At 63.2% G+C, this 23,450-nt stretch carries 23 protein-coding genes and 1 tRNA gene; 12 read left to right on the top strand and 12 right to left on the bottom strand.

Translation table 11 applies throughout. The features are described 5' to 3' along the window. The 6 genes from QQL76_RS17815 to rpmH all read right to left on the bottom strand — a co-directional run bounded on the left by QQL76_RS17815 (position 1) and on the right by rpmH (position 6,291). Entirely contained in the window at positions 1-1,680 is a 1,680-nt protein-coding gene (locus QQL76_RS17815; protein ID WP_499208784.1) for an ABC transporter permease, read from the bottom strand. Positions 1,681-1,763: 83 nt separating this feature from the next. Beyond that, positions 1,764-2,990 (bottom strand): ABC transporter substrate-binding protein, encoded by a 1,227-nt coding sequence (locus QQL76_RS17810; protein WP_499208783.1) that lies wholly within the window; start codon positions 2,988-2,990, stop codon positions 1,764-1,766. Between the two features lie 118 nt (positions 2,991-3,108). Continuing rightward, entirely contained in the window at positions 3,109-3,762 is a 654-nt protein-coding gene (gene yihA / locus QQL76_RS17805; RefSeq protein WP_499208782.1) for a GTP-binding protein, read from the bottom strand. 72 nt (positions 3,763-3,834) lie between these two features. Next, positions 3,835-5,646, bottom strand: a complete 1,812-nt coding sequence (yidC, locus tag QQL76_RS17800) for a membrane protein insertase YidC (protein ID WP_499208781.1) — start codon at positions 5,644-5,646, stop codon at positions 3,835-3,837. Between the two features lie 82 nt (positions 5,647-5,728). Continuing rightward, the gene (gene rnpA / locus QQL76_RS17795; RefSeq protein WP_126006691.1) at positions 5,729-6,115 is read right to left on the bottom strand and encodes a ribonuclease P protein component; all 387 of its coding nucleotides are present in this window, start codon (positions 6,113-6,115) and stop codon (positions 5,729-5,731) included. 38 nt (positions 6,116-6,153) lie between these two features. Next, the gene (gene rpmH / locus QQL76_RS17790) at positions 6,154-6,291 is read right to left on the bottom strand and encodes a 50S ribosomal protein L34 (protein ID WP_126006694.1); all 138 of its coding nucleotides are present in this window, start codon (positions 6,289-6,291) and stop codon (positions 6,154-6,156) included. A gap of 390 nt (positions 6,292-6,681) precedes the next feature. Here rpmH and QQL76_RS17785 point away from each other — a divergent pair, with 390 nt between their 5' ends. The 5 genes from QQL76_RS17785 to QQL76_RS17765 all read left to right on the top strand — a co-directional run bounded on the left by QQL76_RS17785 (position 6,682) and on the right by QQL76_RS17765 (position 11,227). Next, positions 6,682-7,401 (top strand): TVP38/TMEM64 family protein, encoded by a 720-nt coding sequence (locus QQL76_RS17785; RefSeq protein WP_499208970.1) that lies wholly within the window; start codon positions 6,682-6,684, stop codon positions 7,399-7,401. A 76-nt stretch (positions 7,402-7,477) separates the two neighbouring features. After that, entirely contained in the window at positions 7,478-8,926 is a 1,449-nt protein-coding gene (locus QQL76_RS17780) for a dihydrolipoyl dehydrogenase family protein (RefSeq protein ID WP_499208780.1), read from the top strand. Positions 8,927-8,970: 44 nt separating this feature from the next. After that, positions 8,971-10,527, top strand: coding sequence for a sensor histidine kinase (locus tag QQL76_RS17775; protein WP_499208779.1), 1,557 nt, complete (start codon positions 8,971-8,973; stop codon positions 10,525-10,527). A gap of 213 nt (positions 10,528-10,740) precedes the next feature. Continuing rightward, positions 10,741-10,817, top strand: a tRNA-Arg gene (locus QQL76_RS17770). A gap of 104 nt (positions 10,818-10,921) precedes the next feature. After that, on the top strand, positions 10,922-11,227 hold the full coding sequence (locus tag QQL76_RS17765; RefSeq protein WP_499208778.1) for a hypothetical protein: 306 nt from the start codon (positions 10,922-10,924) through the stop codon (positions 11,225-11,227). A gap of 19 nt (positions 11,228-11,246) precedes the next feature. On the opposite strand, the gene QQL76_RS17760 is transcribed toward QQL76_RS17765, so the two are convergent. Beyond that, complete coding sequence (locus tag QQL76_RS17760; protein WP_499208777.1) at positions 11,247-12,149, bottom strand: LysR family transcriptional regulator; 903 nt, start codon at positions 12,147-12,149, stop codon at positions 11,247-11,249. Between the two features lie 122 nt (positions 12,150-12,271). Here QQL76_RS17760 and QQL76_RS17755 point away from each other — a divergent pair, with 122 nt between their 5' ends. After that, on the top strand, positions 12,272-13,348 hold the full coding sequence (locus QQL76_RS17755) for a YeiH family protein (RefSeq protein WP_499208776.1): 1,077 nt from the start codon (positions 12,272-12,274) through the stop codon (positions 13,346-13,348). A gap of 15 nt (positions 13,349-13,363) precedes the next feature. Here QQL76_RS17755 and msrB read toward each other — a convergent pair whose 3' ends face one another. From msrB to QQL76_RS17740, 3 genes are all read right to left on the bottom strand, one after another. Continuing rightward, on the bottom strand, positions 13,364-13,876 hold the full coding sequence (gene msrB, locus QQL76_RS17750) for a peptide-methionine (R)-S-oxide reductase (RefSeq protein ID WP_499208775.1): 513 nt from the start codon (positions 13,874-13,876) through the stop codon (positions 13,364-13,366). 321 nt (positions 13,877-14,197) lie between these two features. After that, the gene (locus QQL76_RS17745; protein ID WP_499208774.1) at positions 14,198-14,926 is read right to left on the bottom strand and encodes an anti-sigma factor; all 729 of its coding nucleotides are present in this window, start codon (positions 14,924-14,926) and stop codon (positions 14,198-14,200) included. Then, entirely contained in the window at positions 14,923-15,459 is a 537-nt protein-coding gene (locus tag QQL76_RS17740; protein ID WP_499208773.1) for a sigma-70 family RNA polymerase sigma factor, read from the bottom strand. The genes QQL76_RS17745 and QQL76_RS17740 overlap by 4 nt, the downstream gene beginning before the upstream one ends. Before the next feature lie 172 nt (positions 15,460-15,631). Between QQL76_RS17740 and argB the strand changes: the two genes are divergently transcribed. Further along, a complete protein-coding gene (gene argB / locus QQL76_RS17735; RefSeq protein WP_499208772.1) occupies positions 15,632-16,525 on the top strand; it encodes an acetylglutamate kinase in 894 nt (297 codons plus the stop codon). A 19-nt stretch (positions 16,526-16,544) separates the two neighbouring features. Here argB and QQL76_RS17730 read toward each other — a convergent pair whose 3' ends face one another. Then, on the bottom strand, positions 16,545-17,549 hold the full coding sequence (locus tag QQL76_RS17730; RefSeq protein WP_499208771.1) for a 2-hydroxyacid dehydrogenase: 1,005 nt from the start codon (positions 17,547-17,549) through the stop codon (positions 16,545-16,547). A 203-nt stretch (positions 17,550-17,752) separates the two neighbouring features. Between QQL76_RS17730 and QQL76_RS17725 the strand changes: the two genes are divergently transcribed. Then, positions 17,753-18,283, top strand: coding sequence for an SH3 domain-containing protein (locus QQL76_RS17725; protein ID WP_499208969.1), 531 nt, complete (start codon positions 17,753-17,755; stop codon positions 18,281-18,283). A 60-nt stretch (positions 18,284-18,343) separates the two neighbouring features. On the opposite strand, the gene irrA is transcribed toward QQL76_RS17725, so the two are convergent. Continuing rightward, positions 18,344-18,787, bottom strand: coding sequence for an iron response transcriptional regulator IrrA (gene irrA / locus QQL76_RS17720; protein WP_499208968.1), 444 nt, complete (start codon positions 18,785-18,787; stop codon positions 18,344-18,346). Between the two features lie 262 nt (positions 18,788-19,049). Between irrA and fabA the strand changes: the two genes are divergently transcribed. From fabA to QQL76_RS17700, 4 genes are all read left to right on the top strand, one after another. Further along, positions 19,050-19,562 carry a 3-hydroxyacyl-[acyl-carrier-protein] dehydratase FabA gene (gene fabA, locus QQL76_RS17715; protein ID WP_126006871.1) on the top strand — a complete coding sequence of 171 codons (513 nt, stop codon included), beginning with the start codon at positions 19,050-19,052 and terminating at the stop codon, positions 19,560-19,562. Between the two features lie 89 nt (positions 19,563-19,651). Next, positions 19,652-20,872: a beta-ketoacyl-ACP synthase I gene (gene fabB / locus QQL76_RS17710; protein WP_499208770.1), complete on the top strand. Its 1,221-nt coding sequence runs from the start codon at positions 19,652-19,654 to the stop codon at positions 20,870-20,872. A gap of 16 nt (positions 20,873-20,888) precedes the next feature. After that, positions 20,889-21,707, top strand: a complete 819-nt coding sequence (gene fabI, locus QQL76_RS17705; protein ID WP_499208769.1) for an enoyl-ACP reductase — start codon at positions 20,889-20,891, stop codon at positions 21,705-21,707. Between the two features lie 339 nt (positions 21,708-22,046). Next, positions 22,047-23,444, top strand: coding sequence for a M20/M25/M40 family metallo-hydrolase (locus tag QQL76_RS17700; protein WP_499208768.1), 1,398 nt, complete (start codon positions 22,047-22,049; stop codon positions 23,442-23,444). Positions 23,445-23,450 lie beyond the last annotated feature (6 nt).

The following is a 23,450-nucleotide window of genomic DNA, read 5'->3' as shown; positions in this document are numbered from 1 at the left end:
TCAGACGCGCATGGATCGACGACCGCGAAATAGCAGCGCAGGCACGAGCGAGGCAATCGCGAAGGCGAGAAACGGGAGAAGCGTCTGCAGAAAGGCATAGACGCCGATGATCCGCCGGTTACCACCGGATGCAAGCGCCACCGCTTCGGTGGTGATCGTCGTCAGCCGCCCCTCGCCGATCAGCACGGTTGGCAGATATTGACCGACGGAAACGGCAAAGCCGACCGCCGCAGCCGTCGCGATGGCACGCGCCAGCATCGGCAGGCGAATGCTGACGAGGGTCACGAGCCGCGATCGTCCAAGGCCCGCTGCAACACGGTCATAACGGCGGTCGAGTGCGCGCCAGGGATCGGACAGCGACAGGAACACGTAAGGCAATACGAAGATCAGATGCACGAAGACGAGTGCGGCAAAGCGCTGGTCGGTGCCGCTTGCGACAAACAGCACCTGCAAGCCGAAGACGAAGGCGATCTGCGGCACCATCAGCGGCATGTAGATCGCGAGCAGCGCTCGGCTGCCGCCGGTCTTGCCGGTCTCGATTTCACGCTCGAGACACCCGATGGTGAGCAGAAGCGCAATCAGCGTGGAGGCAAGCCCGGCGAGCAGCGTGGTCGCCAGAGGATCGAGAATGCGCGGCAAGGCGCTCTGCCAGGTGGAAAGCGACAGCGCCTGTGGCCAAAGGTCCGGAAACTGCCAGAAGGCCGAAACGGACCAGAGAGCCAACAGCGCCACACCGGCGAAGACGAGCAGGCCCGCAATCGCAGTCGCTGTGAGCGACAGGATGCGCACGATCCGGTCGCGGCGAAATCGAAGGCCGCCGTCACAGGCCGCCGTGACCACTGCCGCAACGAAGCGCTCCAACAGCCACCAGAGCGCAAGCGCCGCGATCGTGACCGAGAGCTGCAACACTGCACCGGCGGAGGCCAGGAAACGCACCGAGAGATCCGGATCGTTCATCCATCTCAGCAGTCTGACCGGCAGCGTCGGCGGCAGGTTGGGGCCGAGGATGATCGCCACATCCACGACCGAGGTCGCATAGGCAATGACCGCATAGACGGCGAAGCGGATCTGCCGGTAGACGCGCGGCGCAAGCGCATAGGCGAAGCCGGCCACCCGGCCATAGCCCATCGCCGATGTGAGTTGCATGGTCGGTCGGTGCGGCAGCTGCGGCAGGGCGGCGAGCGTCACCAGAAACAGAAACGGGATTTCCTTGACGATCAGGCCGGCCATCATCGTCAGCCCAAGCGGGTCGTTGATGATCAGGAGATCGGGTGGCCGATCGATCCCGAAGACCGGCGCCGCCAGCCGGATGAGATAGCCTGACGGCGCAATGAGGAAAGCAAGCCCGAACGCGGCGGCCGCATGGGGGATAGCGAGCAGCGGGGACAAGAGATGCTGGACGCGCTGAAACACGCGCGTTTGCGACCAGCCCGCAACGAACAGCATGACGATCCCGAGCGAGATCGCCGTCGTCGCGAGACCGACGAACAGGCTGAGCCAGGCAGAGCGCCAGATCGCAGGCATGGCGAAAAGCTCGGCGAAATGTGTTGTGGTGACGGTCGTGCCGCCGAGTGCCGGCAGATAGCCGAAAGCCGGCAACACAGTGCCGACAAGGCCGAAGACGAGCGGCAGGATCAGAATGCCGATCGTCAGCGGTGGAGCGAGACGCGCGAGCGTCATCGCCGGACCACAGTCAGATCGGGAGCTGCGCGCTCGTCAGGCCGGGCGGGCCAAGGCGATCTGGCGAGGCGCGGCCTGGTCACTCAATTGCCGGCGATGTAACGGCGGCGCCACTCGTCTTCGATCCGCTCCATCCAGGATGCGTGGGGCTCGTCGATGATCGGTCCGAGCTCGTCCGGGGCGAGCGTCGCAACACCGAGGTCGAGAGCGTCGAACGCCGCGCGATCGGCGTCGCTGAGCTTCGCCATCGCAAGCACGGTCGGATCGCCCCAATAGGCCGGGTCCTGCTTGCGCAACTGCGCCTCGGGCGAGATCAGGAAATCGGCGACGACCAGCGCCCCGGCGGCAGCGGAGGAATTGTACGGCACGGCCACGAAGTGGGTATTGCCAAGCGTACCTTCGGGGAAGGTGAAGGAGCGCACCGTATCCGGCAGCTCACCGGCAGCAATGGCAGCCGACGCTTCGGCCGGGTTGAACGCGAAGATGATGTCCAGTTCGCCATCGGCGAGCTTCTGCTTCATGTCCGGATAATTCTGCGGAAAGGCCGCAGCGGAGCGCCAGGCGACGCTGTGAAGCTCATCCAAATAGGCAAAGAGCGGGGCGACATCGGCTTCGAAGGTTTCGGGATCGACCGGCTGCTGCAGCTTCTCGCGATCGTCGATCAGTTCGCTCAGCACCTGCTTCAGGAAGGACGATCCGATGAAATCCGGCGGAGCAGGATAGGAGAAGCGGCCGGGATGTTCCTTTGCCCAGGCGAGCAGGCCTTCCGCATCCTGAGGAAGATCGGCCGCATCCGTGCGTGCATCATCGTAGAAGAAGACGAGCTTCGCGCCGCCCCAGGGGCTCTGCAGGCCTTCCGTCGGCACGGTGAAGTCGGTCAGGATCGAAGGCTGGCTTTCGAAATCCACATACTGCCAGTTCGGCAAATCCTGCGCCCAGCCCGGCGAGAAAAGCAGGTCCTGCTCCTTCATCGCGACGAAATTCTCGCCGTTGATCCAGATGAGGTCGACAGAGCCGCCTTCGTTGCGACCGGCGGTGCGCTCGGCGACGACGCGCGCGACGGCATTGGCCGTGTCGTCCAGCTTCACGTGCACGACATCGATGTCGAAGCGGGCATTTACTTCGCCAGACACCCACTCGAGATAGGCATTGATGTTTTCCGAGCCGCCCCAGGCGTTGAAATAGACCGTCTGGCCGCGCGCGTCTTCCAGCACGGCATCCCAGTTCTTCGGGTCGATGTCAGCGGCGTGGAGGGAAGAAGACAGCGACAGACCGACCGCTGCGGCGAGTAGAATTCGTTTTAGCCCCATCGGCATGTCCCCTCCGGTTGATGACGGACGAACTTAAAGCGAGGGCAACCGGCGTCAATGCACGACGCGACACGCCCCAACACGACTTCGTGTGGACCGCAGGGCGAAATGCTCTGGCCTAGTCCCGCGCTGCGCGCAGCATGGCGGCCCGCAGTTCTTCTATGCCGCTCCCTTTTTCGGAAGAGGTCGCAAGCACTTCGGGAAAGGCTGCGGGATGCTTGGCGATCTTGGCGAGCGTTTCGGAGATCAGCCGCGGCACGCCGGCGGCCTTGATCTTGTCGGTCTTGGTCAGGACGAGTTGGTAGGACACGGCCGCCTTGTCGAGCAGATCCAGCACTTCCTCGTCGTTTGGCTTGATGCCGTGGCGGGCATCGATCAGCACATAGACGCGCTTCAGCGTCGCGCGACCCCGGAGATAGTCGAAGACAAGCTTCGTCCACTGGTCGACCTGTTCTTTCGGGGCCTGGGCGTAGCCGTAGCCCGGCATGTCTACCAGGGCGAGCGGCGGCAGATCGTCGGCCGCGCCCGAATAGCCGTCCGGGACGAAGTAGTTGAGCTCCTGAGTGCGGCCCGGCGTGTTGGATGTGCGCGCCAGGCCCTTCTGGATCAAAAGCGCGTTGATCAGCGACGACTTGCCGACATTGGAACGGCCGGCGAATGCGATTTCCGGTGGGCCCTCCGGCGGCAGGAACTTCATCGCCGGCACGCCGCGGATGAAGATCCACGGCTTCAGGAAGAGATTGGTGTCGGCGAGCGTGCTTTCGGCAGTCACAGGCTTTTCCTTTCGCGCGCCGCGTCGAAAAAGGAGAACCCCGGATGGCCGGGGTTCTCGATGGTCGCACATTTATTCGGCGGGCTTCGGCTTGCGGCGGAACATGCCGCGCAGATTGTCCCACAGCTCGATCTTCACGCCCTGGCGCTTCATGATGAAGCCCTGCTGAAGGATCGAAAGCGTATTGTTCCATGCCCAGTAGATGACGAGACCCGCCGGGAAGGTTGCCAGCATGAAGGTGAAGACCACCGGCATCCAGTTGAAGATCATCTGCTGCGTCGGATCAGGCGGGGTCGGGTTCATGCGCATCTGCAGGAACATCGTGACGCCCATGATCAGCGGCCACACGCCGATGAGCAGGAATGCCGGCACATCGTAAGGCAGGAGGCCGAAGAGGTTGAAGATCGACGTCGGATCGGGCGCGGACAGATCCTGGATCCAGCCGAAGAACGGCGCATGGCGCATTTCGATCGTGACGTAGATGACTTTGTAGAGCGCGAAGAAGACCGGAATCTGCAAGAGCACGGGCCAGCAACCGGCGATCGGGTTGATCTTCTCGGTCTTGTAGAGCTCCATCATGGCCTGTTGCATCGCCATGCGGTCGTCGCCGTGCTTCTTCTTGATCTCCTCCATCTTCGGCTGAACCTTCTTCATGTTCGCCATGGAGACGTAGCTCTTGTTGGCGAGCGGGAAGAAGACGAGCTTGATCAGCACGGTGGTGATCAGGATCGAAACACCGAAATTGCCAAGGAGGCGGTAGAAGAAGTCGAGAAGGTAGAAAAGCGGCTTGGTGATGAAATAGAACCAGCCCCAGTCGATCATCAGGTCGAAGCTCGGAATCTGGAACTGATCCTGGTAGCCGTCGATGATCGGCACCTGCTTGGCACCGGCAAACACCTTGTTGGCAACTTCCACCGTGCCATCGGCCGGGATTGTCAGGGCGTCGGCGCGGAAATCGGTCTGATAACGGGCACGGCCTTCGCCGAAATAGGCAAAGCGCGACACGAAGGGGTTCGCCTGGTCCGGAATGAGCGCGGTTGCCCAGTACTTGTCGGTGATGCCCATCCAGCCGGCGGACGCCTGCTCGACGGAGATGATGCCATCTTCCTCGACGTCGGAGTAGTCGATTTCGCGCAGGCCGGCATCGCCGAAAAAGCCGAGGAGCCCTTCGTGCAGAACGAAGATCGATGGCGTGGTCGGCTTGGAGAAGCGGGTCGAACGTCCATAGGAGGCGAGCGATACGGTTTCACCGCTGGTGTTGGACACCGTATCGTCGACCTGGAACATGAAGTCGTCGTCGACGGAGATCGTGCGGGTGAAGACGAGGCCCTGGCCATTGTCATAGGTCAGCGTGACGGGCGTCTGCGGCGTCAATTCCGCGCCCGCTTCGGCTTCCCAGACGGTCTCGGAACCAGGAACGGGACCCGCCGCTTCACTGCCGACATAGCCAAGCTCGACGAAGTACCCGGTGTCGATGGCGGCAGGGGACAGGAGCGTGATGATCGGGCTGTCGTCGTCGACGGTCTCGCGATAGCCCTTCAGGCGCAAATCGTCGAAGCGCGCGCCGGTCAGGTTGATCGAGCCGATGAGCGACGGCGTGTCGATTGCGACGCGTTCACTCGCGGCGATTGCGGCATCGCGGTTGACGGCAGTGACTTCGAGACCACCTGCCCCACCGGGCAGGGCTGCGTCCGGCGCTTGACCGGCGGCAGGTGCAGGCACACCTTCGACACCCGGGCTCGGGTCACGCGTCACGGCTTCCTGCTGCTGGCCAGCGGCCTGCCGTTCGGCCTCGATGCGCGGATTGATGTAGAAGAACTGCCAAACGATCAGCACAAGCACGGAAAGCGCTATTGCGATGAAGTAATTGCGGTTGTTTTGCATCCTGCTTTCCTGGATTTCCGCCGTGGGCGCGGCTTGATCGAGCCGCTGCCGCACCGCCGTCGAAGCGGCATTTGCGCGGACCCTACGTGTCCTTGACCGAACCTGTTTTCGGCCGGCTCTGGGAGCGCGGCCCTTCGATGCGTTCTTTGATGGCTGCCGTCAAGCGACAAAAGGGCGCAGAGAGCATGTCGCGGCGACCGACCAGCACATAGTCGACCCCAGGCTTCATCGCTGCGGCTCCCGAGAGCCTCACTGCTTCGCGCAAACGGCGCTTCATGCGGTTGCGCTCAACCGCGTTGCCCTGGCGCTTCGTCAGTGTGAAGCCCACGCGCGGCGGCTCATCGTCTCCACGAGATCTCGTCTCGAGAAGGAAGAACGGGCCTTTGTGTTTTTGCCCGGTCTTCATGGCGACGAAATCGGCACGGCGTTTCAGCCGTTGCGGATTTCCTTTCGGCTTGTCGTCGAGCATGTGCCAGCCTTTTCAATCAAAAGCGGGCAACAGACCGATCAAGCCGACAGACGCTTGCGGCCGCGTGCGCGACGTGCTGCGAGTACCTTGCGGCCGCCTGCGGTGGCCATGCGTGCGCGGAAGCCGTGACGGCGCTTGCGCACGAGTTTGGAAGGCTGAAATGTACGCTTTGTCATTTATTTAGATACCGCGGGGTGCGGCCCTTCTTGGTCTGTCGAAACAGAAGCGTTGCGATGGATCATCCGTCTCGCGGCACGTTCAGCTCCCTTGGGAGCGGCCCGACCGAGCGCGAATGTGGCCGGCTTATAGGCAAGAAGAGCCCTCAAAGTCAATCTCGCCCGGGCTTTGCCGCGGTGACCGGACACGCACCCATCACGCAGACGTTTGACAAAGCGAGCGCATGTCATTGGCCTCTGCGCTCTTTTCACTGTAGCCCGATGCTGGTCATACCCGCTAAAGGATCGCCTCACGTGAAGCAGCACAGCCCCTATCCGACCGCCAATTCGGCTTTCGATGCCGAAGGGCAGGACGCGCAAGGTCGTGAAGGGCATGGATCGGAGCGGCGCATGACCGGACGGGCCCTCAGCCGCTTTCTGCCAGCGGCCGCCATCCTTGCCTGTCTGGCGCTCGGCTACGCCTTCGGGCTCCAGGACTATCTGACGCTGAACGCGCTTGCCGATCATCGGGACCAGTTGCAGGGTCTCGTCGCGGACAACTTCCTTCTTGCTGCGGCAGCGTATGTCGGCGTCTACGCGCTCGCGGTGGCGGTCGCGTTCCCCGCGGCATCGGTTCTCACCGTTTTCGGCGGCTTTCTCTTCGGCTGGCTGGCCGGGGGCGCCTTGACGGCAGTCGCCGCGACCACGGGTGCGACGGCGCTGTTCCTTGCCGCGCGCACCACGTTTGGCCCGACCCTGCGCGATCGTGCCGGCGGAAGCCTCGCGCGTTTCGCCGATGGTTTTCGCGAGAATGCCTTTTCCTATCTGCTGATCCTGAGGCTCGCGCCGATCTTCCCCTTCTTCCTGGTAAACATGGCCCCGGCCTTCTTCGGCGTCGGCACCCGCACTTTCGTGATGGCGACACTGATCGGCATCCTGCCGGGCACTTTCGCCTATTCCTATCTCGGGTCCGGCCTCGACAGCGTGCTCGTTGCGGCCAGCGAAGCCGGCACGACGCTGTCGCTCGGCGATCTGGTCACGCCGCAGATCACGCTGGCCTTCGCGGCCCTGGCAGCCGTTGCCGCCATCCCGCTGATCGTCAAACGTGTGACCCGCCATACCAAGACCTGAAGCGTCGCATGCGTTTCCGGCCCTTCGCGCAAAGCCGAGACTGATCTAGAGATGCGCAAGCGATGAAGGAAACATCATGACTTCCAAAACTGCAGAGAACGCCGTTCTGAAACCCGACATCTGCGTCATCGGGGGAGGCTCGGGCGGCCTGACGGTTGCCGCTGCCGCCGCCTCCTTCGGCGTTTCGGTCGTCCTCATCGAAAAGGGCAAGATGGGTGGCGACTGCCTGAACTATGGCTGCGTTCCCTCCAAAGCGCTGATCGCCGCGGCCAAGCATGCCGAAGCCATCCGCGAGGCGCCGCATTTCGGTGTTTTCGCCGGCGAGCCCGAGATCGACTTCACCAGGGTCAACGCCCACATTCACGAGGTGATCGGGGCGATCGCGCCAAACGATTCCGTCGAGCGCTTCCGGGCGCTGGGCGTCAACGTCATCCAGGCGGAAGCGCGCTTCACCGATGCCCGCACCGTGGTGGCCGGCGACCAGACGATCCGCGCCCGGCGCTTCGTGCTTGCCACGGGCTCCAAACCGCGCGTTCCGGACATTGCCGGTCTCTCGGACGTCGATTATCTCACCAATGAGACGCTGTTTTCGCTGACGACCCGACCGGAGCATCTGATCGTCATCGGCGGTGGGCCGATCGGCGTCGAGATGGCGCAGGCTCATCGCCGTCTGGGCTGCGCCGTCACCATCCTCGAAGCGGGCACGCTGCTTGGCAAGGAAGATCCTGAACTCGCCCGCATCGTTGTGCGCCGTCTCGAAGCGGATGGCATCGCCGTGCTCGAACACATCGAGATCCTGAGGGCGAGCAAGGGCGGTGACGGCTCGGTTTCGATTGTCTACCGGCTCAACGGCGAAGAGACGTCTGTTACGGCAAGCCACCTGCTTGTTGCGGTGGGGCGCGCCGCTCAGGTCGACAATCTCGGCCTCAAGGAAGCCGGCATTGCATTCGATCAGCGCGGCATCAAGGCCGGCGGCGGGCTCAAAACCAGCAACAGCCGCGTGTTCGCGATCGGCGATGCGGTGGCGGGCGGCCTGCAATTTACCCATGTGGCGAACTACCATGCGGGCCTCGTCCTGCAGCAGATCCTCTTCCGCGTGCCGGCCAAAGAGAACCGTTCGGTGATTCCGCGCGTGACCTTCACGGACCCGGAACTCGCCCAGATCGGTCTCACCGAGGACGAGGCTCGCAAGGCGGGCCACACCATCACCATCCAGCGCTGGCCCTATGCCCAGAACGACCGCGCCGAGGCGGAGCGCCGCACCGGCGGCGAGATCAAGATCGTGGCGGGAAAGCGCGGAGTGATCCTCGGTGTCGGCATTGTCGGCCACGGCGCCGGCGAAATGATCAATCTCTATGCGCTCGCTCTGTCGAAGAAGATGACGCTCAACGATCTGCGCGGTTTCATTGCGCCCTATCCGACCATGAGCGAGATAGGAAAACGTGCGGCGATCTCCTATTATGCACCGATGACGCGCAAGCCTTTCGTGCGCAAGCTCCTGGCTTTTCTGCGTCGCTTCGGCTGATGGTTCAGGCTGCGGCGCAGAGAACCGGTGCAGATGGATAGGATATGAGCGAAGCGGATACCCCGCCCCCTGACATGGTGCCGCCGGGTCGCGTTTCGGCGACGGAAGAGGCACGGACACCCGGTGGGGACGACGAGATCCGGCTCGGGCGTGGGCTCTCCAGCAAGCTCCTCTTCCTGACGATCCTTTTCGTGATGATCGCCGAAGTGCTGATCTTCGTTCCTTCCGTCTCCAACATGCGGCTGCGCTGGTTGTCCGACAAGCTTGCGACGGCTGCGTCGGCCAGCATCGTCGTCGAAGGCTTCGACGAGATGGACCTTCCCCAGCCGGTCCAGACCGATACGCTGATGAGCACCGGCACCAAGGCCATCGCGCTCCGGCGTGCAGGCTCTTCGCGCCTGATCGCCAGCACGGAAGTGCCGCCGACGGTCGACATGCAATATGATCTTTCCGATGTCGGGCCGTTGACGGCGATCGGCGACGCCATTGGAACGCTGGTCCATGGCAGCGACCGGATCATCCGTGTTTTCGGTCCGGTCGCCGGCGATCCGGGCACGATGATCGAGATCGTGATGGAAGAGCGGCCGCTGAAGACGGCGATGCTGGTTTACGCGCGCAACGTCCTCATCCTGTCGCTCGTCATCTCGCTCATCACGGCAGGCCTTGTGTTTCTTGCCATCAACGCGCTCCTGATCCGCCCGATCCGGCGCATGACGTCCAACATGCAGGCCTTTGCCGAAGCACCGGACGAGCCCGCGCGCGTGATCCGCCCCAGCACGCGCGATGACGAGCTTGGCCAGGCCGAGCGCCACCTCGCCTCCATGCAGCAGGAATTGCAGCACACGCTGAAGGAGCAGAAGAACCTCGCCGATCTCGGCCTCGCCGTCTCCAAGATCAACCACGACATGCGCAACATCCTCGCCTCCGCGCAGCTCATCTCGGACCGCCTCGCCGGCGTCGACGATCCGATCGTGCAGCGCTTCGCGCCGAAGCTTCTGCGCACCATCGACCGCGCCGTCTCCTATTCGAACGAGGTGCTCGCCTATGGCCGCGCACGCGAAGCGACGCCGAAGCGGCGCTGGCTGGATCTGAAGCGGCTGATCGAGGACGTGCGCGACATCACCGCAGTGGACCCCGCCTTCGAGATCGATTTCGTGATCGACATGCCCGACGGGCTCGAGGTGGAAGCCGACAGCGAACAGCTCTTCCGCGTCATCCACAACCTCTCCCGCAACTCGGTCGAGGCGCTGAAGAGCCTCGAAGGCGACGCGGCGCTCGTGAAGCGCATTCGCGTGGCCGCCAGGCGCGAAGGCAGTGTGGTGACGATCATGGTCGAAGACACCGGCCCCGGCATGCCGGCCGGCGCACGGGCCAATCTCTTCAAGGCGTTTCGTGGATCGACCCGGCCCGGCGGCACGGGTCTTGGCCTCACCATCGCGCGCGAGCTCGTCCTGGCCCATGGTGGCGATCTGAAGCTGGTGGAAAGCAACGGCCCCGGCACGATCTTCGCCATCGTCCTGCCCGACCAGCCCCTGCCAATCGCTGCTTTTCGCAACCGCCCGAAGCACCGGCTCGACCAGGATCGCCAACAGATCCCCTGATCGTCGCCTGGCCATCCCGTGCAACGCATGAGCATGCGGCTGCACTGGCCGTAGCTCCATGGACCCAACAGCGCTTGATCTGCAGGCCGCACGACGTGCCCACAAGAGAACAGTTCGAGCTCATCCAATTTTTTCCCGAACCGCGCTTGCATTCCCCCCGGCTACGTTTTAGGTAAGCGCCGTCGCGGTCGATCCACCGGATCCACCGCCAACGCGCCCGTAGCTCAGCTGGATAGAGCACCAGACTACGAATCTGGGGGTCAGAGGTTCGAATCCTTTCGGGCGCGCCATTTTGAAATCTTCCTATTGCTACGCATGTAATCCGGTATCCTGTGCCGGAGGGTCCCATCGGCGATACCGCCTCCCCAGCATCCGGACACTCAAGGGCTGATGCATGCCATCCCTGAAGGCTTTCGTGCACAGTCGGCTCTTGGGAACCGCGCGCATTGAGACCGTTTTCTGGCGTGACATGATGCTGACGGGCACGACCCTGACGCTGGCGACATTCGTCGCAGCCATGCTGTTGCTGGCGCAGGACTATCCGACGACGCTGATCCTCGTGATCTACTTCATGACCATGCCCTACAACATCTTCATCACGATCGCCGTTTGGCGAGGCGCTGCGCAGGCCGGTGCAGCAGGCCAGATGTTCTATCGTGCGAGCGCCGCGCTCTGGCTCGTCGTTACAACGCTGCTGTGATTCGATTTCGGCGTTCCGGTCACTGACCTGGCTGAGGGTCCGCCTCTTCCATCAGCAGTCTTTCCAGTTCCAGCGTCGCGCGGGTGCGGTGGCGGTCGCTGTGGCGGATGACGAAGAACTGGCGTTCGGCGCCTTCGAGCGGCAGCATCGCCACGAGGCCCGCGGCGGATGCGGCCATGGCTGCGCGTTTCGACAAGACAGTCGCGCTGCGCCCCGCCATGATCGCCGCCAGGACCGCTTCGTTGGATGGCAGATCCAACGTCACGGTGAGATCGTCGAGCGCGCCGCCCTTGTCCTCAAGCCAGTCCTCGAACTCGGCACGCGTTCCCGAGCCGCGTTCGCGAAGGATCCAGTCGCTCTCCTTCAGCCGGGCCACGGGCAGCTTTTGCGCGGTTGCAAAGGGATGACCCGGCGCAACGACCACCACGAGCTGATCGGTTGCGACGACATGTGTTGTCAGATGCGGCCGCGCGACGGATGATTCGACGACGCCGAGGTCGGCCTTGCCTTCCATGACAGCGAGCGCCGCCTGGGTCGTGTTGGCGACGGTCAGCTCTATCGCCACGCCCGGGTGACGCTCGTGAAACCGCACCAGCCGCTCCGGCAGCCAATAGCTCGCAACCGTCTGGCTGGAATGGATGCGGACGCGGCCTGTCGTGGTGTCGGCCACGTCCGCGAGCATTAACGCGGCGGTTTCCGCCGCTGCCAGCACTGCCTCGGCCTGAGGCACCAGAAGGCGGCCCGTCTCCGTCAGCTCGATGCGGCGGCCGACGCGGTCGAAGAGCCGCACGTCGTGGCGCGTCTCGAGCGCGGAGATGGCCGCGGAGACGGCCGATTGCGTCAGGTGCAGCGTCTCGGCTGCACGGGTCACGTGCTGATGGGTGGCGACCGCCAGGAATATGCGCAGCTGTTCGAGTGTCATGTGGCTCTCCCCAGAACAAAATAACAAGAAAAATCGAACGAACATACAAATACTATTCGATGGATCGATCGAATGCTGCGGGTGGATAAGAGGTGGTCGCAACTCTAGGACCAGCCCAGTCAATGTCGCTTGCACCTTCGCCCACCGCTGCCGTTGCCACGCATCGCAAGGATGGTTCGGCTGGCCGCGGCGGTTTGGTCGCGACAACCCGCATCCTTCCGGGACTGGCATTGAGTTTCGCCATTGCGGCGCTCGCCTACGGGATCGTGGCCGCTTCCGGGCTGTCGTTTCTCAGCCCGCTGATCGTGGCAATCGTGCTCGGCATGGTCGGTCGCCTCATCATTAGGCCACCTATCGCCGCCGAGCCGGGGCTGCAATTTGCGCTTCGGCCGGTGCTGCGCTTCGCGATCGTCCTGCTCGGTCTGCAGCTGACCATTGGGCAAGTCATCTCGGTCGGCGGGCGTGGCGTTCTCATCATCCTGGCTACGGTCATCGCCTGCTTTTTCTTCACGTGCCTGGCCGGGCGCTTGCTCGGTGTCGACAAGAAGTTGGCCGAACTGATCGCCGCCGGCACGTCGATCTGCGGTGCCTCCGCCATTCTCGCCACCAACACCGTGACGCGCGGCAGCGACGAGGACGTCGCTTACGCGGTTGCCTGCGTCACGCTCTTCGGATCGCTGTCCATGGTCCTGTTTCCGCTGATCGCTGCGATAAGCGGAATGGGAAGCGACGATTACGGGTTTTGGACCGGCGCGGCGATCCATGAGGTGGCGCAGGTGCTTGCCGCGGCGTTCCAGGGCGGCGAGCAGGCGCTGGAAAGCGGCACGATCGCTAAGCTCAGCCGCGTGATGCTTCTCGCGCCGCTTGTGCTGTCGCTCGGTTATTGGGCCGCCTGGCGCGGGCGTGCGAGGCGGGATCTGAACAGCGGGAAAGCGGCCGGGCCGGCACGGGTGCCGATGCCCTGGTTCGTGCTGGGCTTTCTGGCGATGGTGGCACTGAACAGCGCCATTGCGCTGCCTGAGGCCGTCAGCACCGCCGCTTCAGCAGCAGCGTCGATCCTTCTCGCCGCAGCCATGGGGGCGATGGGGCTGATGACTGACATTGGGAAACTGAGAGCCAAGGGGCTCCGCCCGCTTGCGCTGGGCGCAGTCTCCTGGGTCTTCATTTCCGTGACGGCGTTCGTGCTGATTGCCGTTTGAAGCTGAGGTCTATCCTCAGGCGGGGGTGGTTTCGCCGGGTTTGAAGACGAGCGCGACGCCATTCAGGCAATGCCGCTTGCCAGTCGGCTGCGGGCCATCGTCGAAGATGTGGCCGAAATGCCCGCCGCAGCGGCGGCAGTGGCATTCCGTGCGGGTCATGAAAAGCGAATTGTCGGCCTTGGTGCCGATGGCATTCGGCAGCGAGTCCCAGAAGCTCGGCCATCCGGTCCCGCTGTCGTATTTCGTCGTGGAGGAATAGACGGGAAGATCGCAGCCGGCGCAGTGGAAGAGGCCAGCGCGCTTTTCGTCGTTCAGCGGGCTGGTGAATGGCCGCTCAGTCGCCTCTTCGCGCAGCACGGAGTACTGCTCGGCATTCAGCAGTGCGCGCCATTCCTCTTCTGTGCGCGTGAACTCGAAGGTGCCTTCAGGGGCGGCATGGGCCTCCATGCGCCGCGTGATCGAGAAGCCGATGCCGGAAGCAATCGCCAGTGCGGCTCCGGAAAGCAGAAAATTGCGTCGCGTGATCATGATCACTCCTCTGCGGGCACGATTGCAGCCGCTGTGTTGCATCCAATATAGATAATCGACCGCCGAATGGCGAATTACGCCTCTTCAACTGCGCGTGACGAGCGATGCGTACTTCTCAGGGGCGAAGGTCCCCTCCGCCATGCGTTGGAGTGCGTTGGGTGCTCACATGACGGAGGGTGCAGGCCGCGCCGCATCCGGACAGCATGGCAGCGGCGGACCTGATGGGGTTCGCGCTTGGATGTACGGGTGCGGTTTTCAGAAAGTTTCAGCCGCGTGCAGCAATTTCTTCGGCCACAGCTGCGACCGACAATCCAGCGCTGATCAGGGGCGCCGAACTTCGCCGCTTGCGATCACCGGGCCGGTCGGCTGGCCCGTCGGCGAACCGCCCTGCGGCTCCAGACTAACGGCCAGCACGGCGCCTTCGGAGAGCCGGGCGCGCATCGGCGCCTCGATCACCAAGACGCCCTCACTGTCCCGCCCGACAACGCCGAGCGAGACGGGCGCGGCATCGGCCGTTTCGATCAGCCACAGTTCCATCACGCGCGCATCGTCGGCGCTCAGCGAGGCAGCCATCAACTGAATGCGCCCGGAGCCGCCGTCATAACGGGCGACGAGGTCGACCGGCGCGTCGCCGACCGCAGCCAGTTCGGCAATCAAAGCGTTCGGGGTCTGTGTCGACCAGCTTCCGTGCCAGAGCAGTGCGCCCAGCGCGAGCACCGCGACCAGGGACGCCGCAGCCAGTCCCTGCCACAGACCAACGGATTGCCAGAGAGATCCAAAGCGTCCCGGCCGTGCAGCTGGAACGCCGAAGATCCGGCCTTCTATGCGGGCGAAAAGGTCGCGCGGCGGGGCGGACGCGGGAAGAGCGTCATCGATGGCGGCGAAATCCGCCTGCCAGCGGGCGACGCGTTCCGCAAATCCCGGGTCGCGCGCAATGCGCGCCTCGAGCTCCTTGCGGAGCGCCAGATCCTGGACGCCGAGTGCGTATTCGCCGGCGAGCGTCTCGTCGTCGTCCCACCTATCCGTGTCGTCGTCACCGGCCGCGTTCATCGTTCCAGGCATTCTCTCAGCTTGATGAGCGACCTGCGTAGCCAGGTTCGCATCGTGTTCAGCGGCACGCCATAATGGCGCGCCAGTTCTTCGTAACTCAAGCCCTCGACATAGGCCTTGAGCACCGCCTGGGCCCTGTCCTCCGGCAGTTCCTGCAGGCAATCTTCGATCCGCCTTCCCTCGCTGGCGGCCAGAGCCGTCTCTTCGGGATTGCGGGACGGATCGGCAACGGCGATCGCGTCATCGATGTCGCGTGCAACCGGCTTTCGCGCCCTGATGACGTCGATCGCGTGGTTGCGGGCGATCGCCGACAACCACGTCATCCCTCTGGCGCGGCCGATCGCAAACCGGTCAGCCCGCTGCCAGACTTTCACATAGACTTCCTGCAGTGCCTCTTCGGCCTCGGCCCGATCGACCAGAATACGCAGGCACACGGCAAAAAGTTTCGGACTGGTCTTGCGATAGAGTTCGGCAAAGGCTGAACGGTCGCGAAGCGCGACGCGAGCGATCAACGCTTCGATATCCTGCGTCATTGCCTTACCAGTTCCGTTTCCCGCACTTCCCTGATCTAGCGCAGATGCGGGTTATTAACACCCATATCGTGGCGCAAAGGCAGCGCAGCCCTTTGTGGTCAAGCACATTGCGGCAGAGGGGCAATCCGTCTAAAAGCCGGCAAACCTTGAGGGCACCCGAGAGCACGGCGACATGGCAGACAGCGAAAACAACAGCCAGATCAAAGCGGAACTGCTGTCGCAGGCACTACCCTACATGCAGCGCTACGAGAACCGCACGATCGTCGTCAAATATGGCGGACATGCCATGGGTGACGCGGCGCTGGGCCAGGCTTTCGCCCGCGACATCGCGCTCTTGAAGCAGTCCGGCGTCAACCCGATCGTCGTTCATGGCGGTGGGCCGCAGATTGGCGCCATGCTGACGAAGATGGGCATCGAATCGAAGTTCGAAGGTGGCCTGCGCGTCACCGACCAGAAGACGGTCGAGATCGTCGAGATGGTTCTTGCTGGCTCGATCAACAAGGAAATCGTCGCGCTGATCAATGCCGAGGGCGAGTGGGCCATCGGCCTGTGCGGCAAGGACGGCAACATGGTCTTCGCCGAAAAGGCCAAGAAGACCATCGTCGATCCGGACAGCCATATCGAGCGGGTTCTCGATCTCGGCTTCGTCGGCGAAGTTGTCGAGGTCGACCGCACGCTTCTCGATCTTCTGGCGAAATCGGAAATGATCCCCGTGATCGCGCCCGTCGCGCCCGGCCGGGATGGTCACACCTACAACATCAATGCGGATACGTTCGCGGGTGCTGTTGCGGGCGCACTCAACGCGACGCGGCTTCTGTTCCTCACCGACGTTCCGGGCGTGCTCGACAAGTCGGGCGAGCTGATCAAGGAACTGTCGGTCGCCGAAGCCCATGCGCTGATCGCCGACGGCACGATCTCGGGCGGCATGATCCCAAAGGTCGAAACCTGCATTCAGGCCATCGAGGCCGGCGTCGAAGGCGTCGTCATCCTGAACGGCAAGGTCGCCCATTCGGTGCTGCTTGAACTCTACACCGAACATGGCGCCGGCACGCTGATCGTGCGCTAATTCCAGCTTTCTCCTGAGATCAGTTGCGGCCCGGCAGCACCCTGTCGGGCGGCCGGTGGCCGTCGACGAAAGCGCGGATGTTGATGATGACCTTCTCGCCCATGTCGATGCGACCCTCGACGGTCGCCGACCCCATATGCGGCAGGAGCACGACGCGGCCGCTTTCCGCCAGCTTGATGAGTTTCGCATCGACGGCCGGTTCGTGCTCGAACACGTCGAGCCCTGCGCCGGCGATAGCACCGTCCTTCAGCGCCTGGATCAGCGCTTTCTCGTCGATGATCCCGCCGCGCGCCGTGTTGACGATGTAGGCGCCGGGCTTCATCAGCGCGATCCGTCGCGCCGAAAGGAGATGGAACGTCGCCGGCGTCGACGGGCAATTGACGGACACGATGTCGACGCGCGCCAGCATCTGGTCGAGGCTGTCCCAATAGGTTGCCTCGAGCTGGTCCTCGGTCTGCTGGCTGACGCGCCGGCGGTTGTGATAGTGGATCGACAGGCCGAACGCCTTTGCCCGGCGTGCGACCGCAGTGCCGATGCGGCCCATCCCGACAATGCCGAGCCGCTTGCCCCAGATGCGGTGGCCGAGCATCCAGGTGGGCGACCAGCCCTGCCAGGATCCATCGTCTGTCGTCAGGATCTGCGCGCCTTCGGTCAGGCGACGGGGCACGGCGAGAATCAGCGCCATGGTCATGTCGGCCGTGTCTTCGGAGAGCACGTTCGGCGTGTTCGTGACCGTGATGCCGCGCTTTGCCGCAGCGTCGACATCGATATTGTCGACGCCATTGCCGAAATTGGCGATCAGTTTCAGGTTCTCTCCGGCCTGCTCGATGATCGCCGCATCGATGCGGTCGGTCACCGTCGGCACCAGCACGTCGCTCTCGCGCATTGCTGCGACGAGCTCGGGCTGGGCAAGCGGGCGGTCCTCGATATTCAGATGCGCATCGAACAATTCGCGCATGCGCGTTTCGACCGGATCCGGCAATTTGCGCGTAATGAAGACCTTAGGCCGCTTCCGGATCGCCATCTTGTATCAGGCCCCTTCTTGTTGAGAGCGCGTTAACCAAACTCAGCGACACTTTCTCCCTGGAACCTCGCTTCTACCAGACAGCCCGGCGATGACAAACAAAAGTCGGTGCCGTCTCGTGTCCGCCGTCCGCGGCGTCGGAGCACACCGGGAGCATGAGGCTCGATCGGCACCCTTGGGAGTTGAAAATCTTGCGTAAGTCGATGATTGCAAAACTTCTGCCCACGCTCGTGCTCACGCTGGCGATGACAGCAGGGGCGACGCTTGCGCAGGCTCAATCGACCAACCGTGGAGCGAGCGGCTTGCCGCTGCCGCGGTTCGTCAGCCTCAAGGCCGCGAAGGTCAACATGCGCGTCGGCCCGGGAATCGATTACGCCATCTCGTGGCGCTACACCCGCTCCGGCATGCCCATGGAAGTCATCCAGGAGTACGACAACTGGCGCAAGGTCCGCGACGCGGAAGGCGCCGAGGGCTGGATCAACCAGGCGCTGCTTTCGGGCGAGCGCACCGCGATCGCGGCACCCTGGATGCGCAATCGCGGCGAAAACGTCTATGTCGAGATGTATGGCGATCGCGAAGCGCGTGGACGCCTCGTCGCCAAGCTCGCACCGGGCGTCGTTTTGCGCGTCAATGGCTGCGATGGGAACTGGTGCGAAAGCACGGTCGACGGCGCATCGGGCTGGGTTTCGCAGCAGGAGATCTGGGGCGCCTATCCGGGCGAAGCCTTCCGCTGAAACGAAAAAGGATCGGCGCTTCGCGACGATCCTCGCAACCCATTATCCTGCCGGAACGAACTAAGTCTTTTTCCGCAGCCGGATGATCACGTCGACATGGGCGATTTCCATGCCTTCGGGTGGCTCCGGCAGATTGCCGACCTCGACATCGCCGGTGTCGATGTCCAGCACTTCGCTGTCGCCTTCGACGAAGAAATGGTGATGGTCCGACGTGTTTGTGTCGAAATAGGTCTTCGCCGTTTCGACTGCGAGAACGCGCAGCATGCCGGCTTCGGTGAACTGATGGAGCGTGTTGTAGACGGTTGCGAGCGAGACCTGGACGCCGGCGCGAACCGCTTCCTCGTGCAGATCCTCAGCCGTCAGATGGCGATCGCCCTTGGCAAACAGAAGCCCGCCCAGCGCAATGCGCTGCCGCGTCGGGCGCAGACCTGCATCGCGCAGGCGCACGTCGATCGAGCGCGTCGGGCAAGAGAAGGCTTCCATGGCATTCAGCGTCGCGGTCATGGCACTCATTATCAGGGTCAATCCTTGCTTAGGATATAACTTTTCCGGCAAGCGCATGCAATAGAGCCCACTTTGACGCGCATGGACACTGCGCCTGAATGCCTTGCGCACTGGTGCTTGAGATAAAGTTCGGTTAAGCGGTGGGCGCGAATTGCCGAGGGTTCAATCCCGCGGCAACGGTATGATAGGGTCGGCCGCTCCCGTCGAACTGACGTAGGGGAAGTTTTCGAGCGAGCGGCGCGCCGAGGAGATGCAAGCCTTCATGGATAAGAAATCCAGTTACGATTACGAGGACATCCTGCGATGCGGCCGTGGGGAGCTGTTCGGACAGGGCAATGCGCAGCTGCCGCTGCCGCCGATGCTGATGTTCGACAGGATCACCGAGATATCGGAAACGGGTGGTGAGTTCGGCAAAGGCTTCGTGCGCGCGGAGTTCGACATCAAGCCGGATCTCTGGTTCTTTCCGTGCCATTTCCAGGGCGACCCGGTCATGCCCGGCTGCCTCGGCCTAGACGCCATGTGGCAGTTGACCGGCTTCTTTCTCGGCTGGCTCGGCGAGCCGGGCCGTGGCCGGGCAATCTCCACCGGCGAAGTGAAATTCACCGGCATGGTCACGCCCGAGACGAAGCTCGTCGAATACGGCATCGACTTCAAGCGCGTGCTGCGCGGCCGCCTCGTGCTCGGCATCGCCGAGGGCTGGCTGAAGGCCGATGGCGAGACCATCTACAAGGCCAGCGACCTCAGGGTCGGCTTGTTCAAGGACAAGAGCGCCTGAGACCAGGACTCGGCGGGTGGAACTGGCCTGTTTGAAGGGGTCAGTCCATGCGACCAGTCCAGCGGACGGATGAAAAAAGGAATTTCCAGATGAGACGTGTGGTTGTGACCGGGCTCGGCATCGTGTCCTCGATCGGCAACGATCAGGAGGCGGTCACGCAGTCGCTTCGGGACGCCCGTTCGGGCATTTCCCGCTCGGAAGACTTCGCCGAACACGGCTTTCGCTGCCAGGTCTGGGGTTCGCCCAAGATCGACACGAGCGAGCTGGTGGATCGTCGTGCGGCGCGCTTTCTCTCCCAGGGCGGCGCCTGGAACCATGTCGCCATGCAGCAGGCGATCGACGATGCCGGGCTCGAACAGGGCGACATCACCAACGAGATGACCGGCATCGTGATGGGCTCGGGCGGCCCGTCCACCCGCACCATTGTGGAAGCGGCCGACATCACGCTCAAGAACGGCAGCCCCAAGCGCATCGGACCGTTCGCGGTGCCGAAGGCCATGTCGTCCACCGCCTCGGCGACGCTTGCCACTTGGTTCAAGATCCACGGCGTCAACTATTCGATTTCGTCGGCCTGCTCGACATCGGCGCATTGCATCGGCAACGCCGCCGAACTGATCCAGCTCGGCAAGCAGGACATCGTCTTCGCCGGCGGCCACGAGGATTTGCACTGGTCCATGTCGAACCTCTTCGACGCCATGGGCGCCATGTCGTCGAAGTACAACGACACACCGGAATCCGCTTCGCGTGCCTACGACGCCAACCGTGACGGCTTCGTCATCGCCGGTGGTGCCGCCGTTCTGGTCATGGAAGAGCTGGAACACGCCAAGGCACGCGGCGCAAAGATCTATGCCGAACTCGTCGGCTACGGCGCAACGTCGGATGGCTACGACATGGTCGCTCCATCCGGCGAAGGTGCGGTACGATGCATGCGCCAGGCGTTGAAGACGGTCGACGGTCCCGTCGACTACATCAACACCCACGGCACATCGACGCCCGTCGGCGACAGCAAGGAGATCGGCGCGATCCGCGAAGTCTTCGGCGACAAGATCCCCTTCATCTCGTCAACGAAGTCGCTCACCGGCCATTCGCTCGGTGCGGCGGGCGCGCAGGAGGCGATCTACTCGCTTCTGATGTTGCAGGCGGGTTTCCTCGGCAAGAGCGCCCATATCGAGACGCTCGATCCCGAGTTCGAAGGCATGCCGATCCTGACCGAACGCCGCGACGACGTGAAGATCGATCGGGTTCTATCGAACTCCTTCGGCTTCGGCGGCACCAACGCGACGCTGGTCTTCCAGCGCTACGAAGGCTGAAGGCAGGATCGATCGCATGAAGACCGACATCATGAACGGAAAGCGCGGCCTCATCATGGGGGTCGCCAACAACCATTCCATCGCCTGGGGCATTGCCAAGGCGCTGCGCGCTGCCGGCGCGGAACTTGCCTTCACCTATCAGGGCGATGCTTTCGGCAAACGCGTGAAGCCGCTCGCCGCCGAGCTCGGCTCCGACATCCTCCTCCCGTGCGACGTGGAGCAGATCGAAACGGTCGATGCCGTGTTCGACACGCTGAAGGAAAAATGGGGCACGCTCGATTTCGTCGTGCACGCCATCGGCTTTTCGGACCGGAACGAATTGAAGGGGCTCTATGCCGACACCACGCGGGACAATTTCTCCCGCACCATGGTGATCTCGTGCTTCTCCTTCACCGAAGTCGCCAAGCGCGCTGCGGCCATGATGAACGAAGGCGGCTCGCTTCTGACGCTCACCTATGCCGGCTCCACCCGCGTCATGCCGAACTACAACGTCATGGGTGTCGCCAAGGCAGCCCTCGAGGCAAGCGTCCGCTATCTCGCTGCCGATTACGGGCCGAAGCAGATCCGCGTGAACGCGATTTCAGCGGGTCCGGTGCGCACGCTGGCCGGCGCCGGCATTGCCGATGCGCGGGTGATGTTCAGCTACCAGGCACGCAATTCACCCATGCGGCGCACCGTCACGATCGACGACGTGGGCTCGTCTTCGCTTTACCTTCTTTCGGACATGTCGCGCGGCGTGACGGGCGAAGTGCATTTCGTTGACTCGGGCTACCACATCACGTCGATGCCAGTGCTGGACGAGCTCAAGCGGCAGGACCCGGAAGAAGGCGAATAGGGTTCATCTGGAAGAGCAGCCAAGTAACGCGTAGTAAGCCACAGACGTTCACGCACACGTTACCAATTTGTAATCTTCGTCATCCTTGAATCGCCATATTCCCAGAGCCAAATTGATGTCATCGGCAACACGAAATCTGCCGGTGTCCGGCTCTACTGGCTTGTCCCCCGCCACTGCCGGACATAGGGACAAAGGCCTCATCCCCCTCTCCGGGCCTTTGTCCGATCTATAGGAAGCCGTCGCGACACCGCCCCCCGTCGCGGCGGCTTTTCTTTTGGCCGGACGCGGCTATGGTCCCACGCAAATCAATTGCCCTAAAAATCTGCAAGGATCCGTCCCATGTCCCTGTCCGCACCTGCGCTCGAGCGCGCCGACGCCAACCTTCCGGCAAGCCTGGAGCGTCTGTTCGATCTCATCCGCATCCGCTCCATCTCCACGGATCCCGCCTATAAGGACGAGTGCCGCAAGGCGGCTGCCTGGCTGGTCGCGGAACTGTCGACGATTGGCTTTGAGGCATCGGTGCGCGACACGCCGGGCCATCCGATGGTGGTGGCGCACAATGACGAAGCCGGCGCGAATGCCCCGCATGTCCTTTTCTATGGCCATTACGACGTTCAGCCGGTCGACCCGCTGAACCTTTGGGAAAACGACCCGTTCGAGCCGGCCGTGCGCGAGGCGAAGTCGGGCCGCAAAGTCATCACCGGCCGCGGCGCTGCTGATGACAAGGGTCAGTTGATGACCTTCGTCGAGGCCTGCCGCGCCGTGCGCGAGACGGCTGGAAAGCTGCCGGTCCGCGTCACGATCCTGTTCGAAGGCGAGGAAGAATCCGGCTCGCCGTCGCTCAAGCCGTTTCTCGAAGCCAATGCGGCTGAGTTGAAGGCCGATTTCGCGCTCGTTTGCGACACCAATATGTGGGATGCGGAAACGCCGGCGATTTCAGCAGGCCTGCGCGGGCTCGTCGGCGAAGAGATCACCATCACTGCCGCAGACCGCGACCTGCATTCGGGCTATTTCGGCGGAGCGGCCGCCAATCCGATCCACATCCTCTCGTCAATTCTCGCCGAAATGCGCGATGCCGATGGCCGGATCACGATCCCGGGCTTCTACGACGGCGTCGAGGAGACGCCTGACGAGATCAAGGCGATCTGGGACAAGCTTGGGCGTTCTGCCGAAGACTTCCTCGGCGAAGTCGGTCTGAAGAAACTTGCCGGCGAAAAAGGCCGCTCGGTGCACGAACTCACCTGGGCCCGCCCGACGGCGGAAGTGAACGGCATCTGGGGTGGCTATACGGGCGAAGGCTTCAAGACAGTCATCGCGGCGCAGGCATCTGCCAAGGTCTCGTTCCGCCTCGTCGGCGCACAGGATCCGGCCAAAGTGCGCGCTGCGTTCCGCAAGTTCGTCGAGGATCGCATTCCGGAGGATTGCTCCGTCAGCTTCCACGAGCATGGCGGCTCGCCGGCGATCCAACTGCCTTATGATTCACCGCTTCTGAATACGGCCAAGGATGCGCTTTCGGGCGAATGGCCGAAGCCTGCGGTGATGATCGGCATGGGCGGGTCGATCCCGATCGTCGGCGATTTCCAGAAGCTGCTCGGCATGGATTCGCTGCTGGTCGGCTTCGGTCTCGCCGACGACCGCATCCATTCGCCGAACGAGAAATACGAGCTGACATCGTTCCACAAGGGCATCCGGTCCTGGATCCGGATCATGGACGCGCTGGCAAACCAGCCGGCCTGAGCCGAC

Source organism: Rhizobium albus, from assembly GCA_030160035.1.
GTDB lineage: Bacteria > Pseudomonadota > Alphaproteobacteria > Rhizobiales > Rhizobiaceae > Georhizobium > Georhizobium albus.
The sequence above is the reverse complement of the archived record's forward strand: the minus strand, read 5'-3'. Positions and strand labels throughout refer to the sequence as shown.

Bases quoted from the DNA above. Each gene is read 5' to 3' on its own strand.
- QQL76_RS17815 (WP_499208784.1), bottom strand. From the start codon at position 1,680: ATGACGCTCGCGCGTCTCGCTCCACCGCTGACGATCGGCATTCTGATC.
- QQL76_RS17810 (WP_499208783.1), bottom strand. From the start codon at position 2,990: ATGGGGCTAAAACGAATTCTACTCGCCGCAGCGGTCGGTCTGTCGCTG.
- yidC (WP_499208781.1), bottom strand. From the start codon at position 5,646: ATGCAAAACAACCGCAATTACTTCATCGCAATAGCGCTTTCCGTGCTT.
- rnpA (WP_126006691.1), bottom strand. From the start codon at position 6,115: ATGCTCGACGACAAGCCGAAAGGAAATCCGCAACGGCTGAAACGCCGT.
- rpmH (WP_126006694.1), bottom strand. From the start codon at position 6,291: ATGACAAAGCGTACATTTCAGCCTTCCAAACTCGTGCGCAAGCGCCGT.
- QQL76_RS17785 (WP_499208970.1), top strand. From the start codon at position 6,682: ATGACCGGACGGGCCCTCAGCCGCTTTCTGCCAGCGGCCGCCATCCTT.
- QQL76_RS17780 (WP_499208780.1), top strand. From the start codon at position 7,478: ATGACTTCCAAAACTGCAGAGAACGCCGTTCTGAAACCCGACATCTGC.
- QQL76_RS17775 (WP_499208779.1), top strand. From the start codon at position 8,971: ATGAGCGAAGCGGATACCCCGCCCCCTGACATGGTGCCGCCGGGTCGC.
- QQL76_RS17765 (WP_499208778.1), top strand. From the start codon at position 10,922: ATGCCATCCCTGAAGGCTTTCGTGCACAGTCGGCTCTTGGGAACCGCG.
- QQL76_RS17760 (WP_499208777.1), bottom strand. From the start codon at position 12,149: ATGACACTCGAACAGCTGCGCATATTCCTGGCGGTCGCCACCCATCAG.
- QQL76_RS17755 (WP_499208776.1), top strand. From the start codon at position 12,272: ATGTCGCTTGCACCTTCGCCCACCGCTGCCGTTGCCACGCATCGCAAG.
- msrB (WP_499208775.1), bottom strand. From the start codon at position 13,876: ATGATCACGCGACGCAATTTTCTGCTTTCCGGAGCCGCACTGGCGATT.
- QQL76_RS17745 (WP_499208774.1), bottom strand. From the start codon at position 14,926: ATGAACGCGGCCGGTGACGACGACACGGATAGGTGGGACGACGACGAG.
- QQL76_RS17740 (WP_499208773.1), bottom strand. From the start codon at position 15,459: ATGACGCAGGATATCGAAGCGTTGATCGCTCGCGTCGCGCTTCGCGAC.
- argB (WP_499208772.1), top strand. From the start codon at position 15,632: ATGGCAGACAGCGAAAACAACAGCCAGATCAAAGCGGAACTGCTGTCG.
- QQL76_RS17730 (WP_499208771.1), bottom strand. From the start codon at position 17,549: ATGGCGATCCGGAAGCGGCCTAAGGTCTTCATTACGCGCAAATTGCCG.
- QQL76_RS17725 (WP_499208969.1), top strand. From the start codon at position 17,753: ATGATTGCAAAACTTCTGCCCACGCTCGTGCTCACGCTGGCGATGACA.
- irrA (WP_499208968.1), bottom strand. From the start codon at position 18,787: ATGACCGCGACGCTGAATGCCATGGAAGCCTTCTCTTGCCCGACGCGC.
- fabA (WP_126006871.1), top strand. From the start codon at position 19,050: ATGGATAAGAAATCCAGTTACGATTACGAGGACATCCTGCGATGCGGC.
- fabB (WP_499208770.1), top strand. From the start codon at position 19,652: ATGAGACGTGTGGTTGTGACCGGGCTCGGCATCGTGTCCTCGATCGGC.
- fabI (WP_499208769.1), top strand. From the start codon at position 20,889: ATGAAGACCGACATCATGAACGGAAAGCGCGGCCTCATCATGGGGGTC.
- QQL76_RS17700 (WP_499208768.1), top strand. From the start codon at position 22,047: ATGTCCCTGTCCGCACCTGCGCTCGAGCGCGCCGACGCCAACCTTCCG.